This window comes from Candidatus Methylomirabilota bacterium (assembly GCA_036002485.1).
GTDB lineage: Bacteria > Methylomirabilota > Methylomirabilia > Rokubacteriales > CSP1-6 > AR37.
Genome location: DASYTI010000037.1, coordinates 1 through 2,731, shown reverse-complemented (window position 1 = coordinate 2,731; position 2,731 = coordinate 1). Strand labels below are relative to the sequence as shown.

The 2,731-nt window shown below is 69.1% G+C and carries 4 protein-coding genes; all 4 read right to left on the bottom strand.

Annotated elements, in window-relative coordinates:
• The coding region (locus tag VGT00_04490; protein ID HEV8530656.1) for a branched-chain amino acid ABC transporter permease at positions 1–920 on the bottom strand (920 nt) is incomplete at its 3' end.
• Complete coding sequence (locus VGT00_04485; GenBank protein ID HEV8530655.1) at positions 917–1,786, bottom strand: branched-chain amino acid ABC transporter permease; 870 nt, start codon at positions 1,784–1,786, stop codon at positions 917–919. The genes VGT00_04485 and VGT00_04490, both read right to left, overlap by 4 nt.
• A complete protein-coding gene (locus VGT00_04480; GenBank protein ID HEV8530654.1) occupies positions 1,783–2,445 on the bottom strand; it encodes an ABC transporter ATP-binding protein in 663 nt (220 codons plus the stop codon). Before VGT00_04480 ends, VGT00_04485 begins: the two co-directional genes overlap by 4 nt.
• Before the next feature lie 49 nt (positions 2,446–2,494).
• Positions 2,495–2,731: ABC transporter ATP-binding protein (locus VGT00_04475; protein ID HEV8530653.1), on the bottom strand; the 237-nt coding region annotated here is incomplete at its 5' end.

Here is a 2,731-nt window from a genome sequence, read left to right as displayed (position 1 = left end):
CGGCGGGTGCGGGCACCGGCCTGGACCAGCCCGCCAGGCAGCAGCAGCACGATGGCAATGAAGAGGCCGCCGAAGATGAGCAGGTGGAAGTCGACCCAGCGGACGGCGAGGTACTCCTTGAGCATGACGTAGACCACCGCGCCCAGGACGGGCCCGTGCAGAGTTCCCACGCCTCCGATGAAAGTCATGAGGAGCGCGTCGAAGGTCCAGGTGGGGCTGAATCCGTGCGAGGGGTAGTAGCTGATGTGGTAGTAGGCGAAGAGCCCTCCCGCCAGCCCGGCCAGCCCCGTGGAGAGCACGAGCGCGAAGAGCTTGAGCCAGAGCGAGCCGACGCCGGACGCCTCCGCCGCGTCCTCGTCTTCGCGGATCGCTCGCATGCCGAGGCCCGCTCGGGACGCGCCCAGCCCTCCCGCCATGGTCACCGAGAGCGCGGCCAGGGCCAGGGCGAGATAGTAGCGGTGTGACAAGCGATAGCTCCCGATGACGCTCGTGGGCAGCGTGGAGATCTCCGGCAGGACATTGGCGACCGTCGTGCGCAGGATCTCTCCGAGCGCGAGGGTGCCCACGGCGAAATACGCCCCGCGCAGCCGGAAGGCGGCCGCCCCGATGGGCAAGGCGAAGACCGCGGAGGCCGCTGCGCCCGCCAGCATGGCGAGAAGGATCGGCGTGCCCCAGGCCCAGAGGGTGCGCGTGACCAAGGCGCCGAGTCCGAAGAAGGCGGCGTGTCCCAGGTTTATCTGCCCGACGTAGCCGGCGAGGATATTCCAGCTTTCCGCCAGCGTGATCGAGAGCAGGATGAGGAAGACGAGGTTGAGGACGTCGTCGCGAGTGACGGCCAGCGGCAAGAGCGCCAGCGCGGCGAAGGCGACGAGAATGCCAGCGCCCCAGGCGAGCTCGAGTCGATTCGCGAGCGGGGTCATCGCCCGAAGAGCCCCCGCGGTCGGACGCAGAGCACGATGACGAAGATGACGAGGCCCACGACCTCGCGATAGGGGCCGCCAAAGGCCGCCGCGCTCAAGGCCTCGGCCACGCCGAGCAGGATTCCCCCGATGAAAGTGCCGATCATCGAGCCCAGCCCGGCCAGGACCACGACGATGAGCGCCTTCAGCGTCCACTCGAGCCCGATGGAGGGGCTGATGGAGTACCCCACGCTCACGAGGACGCCCGCGATGCCGGCCAGGCCGGTGCCGATGGCGAAGGCGAGCAGGTACGCGCGCCGGACGTCGATGCCGGTGAGCAGCGCGGCCTGCCAGTCCTCGGCCGTCGCGCGGATGGCCTTGCCCCATCGCCAGTGGGTCAGCAGGAGCTGGAGTCCCCCGATCACTGCGAAGGCCAGGACCAGGCTCAGGAGACGGACCACGGGGATGGAAAGTCCCGCCACCGTGATGACGGCGCCTCCATAGAGCGTGATGATTGATCGCTCATCGGCCGTCCAGAGCCTGACGGCGAGGGCATGCAGCACCAGGGCGAGGCCGAAGCCGATGAGCAGGGAGTTCTTCTCTCGCGTCTCCTCGTTGGCGCGGACCACGAAGCCGAAGAGCGCTCCGTAGAGGCAGACGCCGGCGAGCAGGGAGAGCGGCACCACCAGCACCAGAGACCCGAACGGGTCCATGCCCAGGAGGGCGACCGTCCAGAATGCTCCGTAGCCGCCGAGCATGATCAGCTCGCCATGCGCGACGTTGAGGACCTTGAGGACACCGAAGACGACGGAGAGCCCGGCCGCGGCGAGGCCGTAGAGGCCGCCGATCAAGACGCCGAGGATGATCTGTTGAGCGAGCGAGCTCACGCGCGGGTGGCCAGGGGGCCGAGATAGGCGCGGCGGACGTGCGCGTCGGAGAGCAGGGCGGCGCTCGGCCCCTCGACAGTGATCCGGCCCGACTCGAGGACATAGGCGCGGTGGGCCAGGGTGAGCGCGGCCTGCACGTTCTGCTCGACGAGAAGCACGGCCACGCCCGCCCGGTTGATCTCGGCCAGGGCGGCCAGGATGCTCCGCACGAGGCGCGGGGCGATCCCCAACGAGGGCTCGTCCAGCATGAGCAGTCTCGGATTGGTCATGAGCGCGCGCCCGATGGCCACCATCTGCTGCTGGCCTCCCGAGAGCGCCCGCACGATCTGACGACGCTGCTCGTGGAGGAGAGGGAAGAGCGCGTAGACGCGCTCGAGGCTCGCGGGGCGGACGGCCCGCGCCCGCGGAGTGAAGGCGCCGAGATCGAGATGCTCCTGCACCGTCATGCCTGCGAAGAGCCGACGCCCCTCCGGCACCATGGCCAGGCCGCGCTCGACGATCTGATGCGCGCCGATGCGAGACAGATCCTCCCCGTCCCAGCGAATGGTGCCCGCGCGCGGCGGCAGGAGACCGGCGATGGATTTGAGGAGCGTGCTCTTGCCCGCGCCGTTCGAGCCAAGCAGGGCCACGATCTCGCCGGAGGCGACGCACAGGGTCACCGCGGACAGGACCCTCACATCGCCGTAGGACGCCTCGAGGTCTTGCACCTCAAGCAGAGGAATGGGATCCCTCGTCGGTGCCGAGATAGACGTCCACCACGGCCGGATCGCGGGCCACGGCCGCGGGCAGGCCATCGGCGATCTTTTCCCCCGCGCTCAGCACGATGATCCGGCGGGAAATGTCCATGAGCGCCCACACGATGTGCTCGACCATGAGCACCGTGATGCCTTCGGCCTGAAGCGCGCGGATGAGCGTCATGGCCTCGCCCGTCTCTGCCGGATTGAG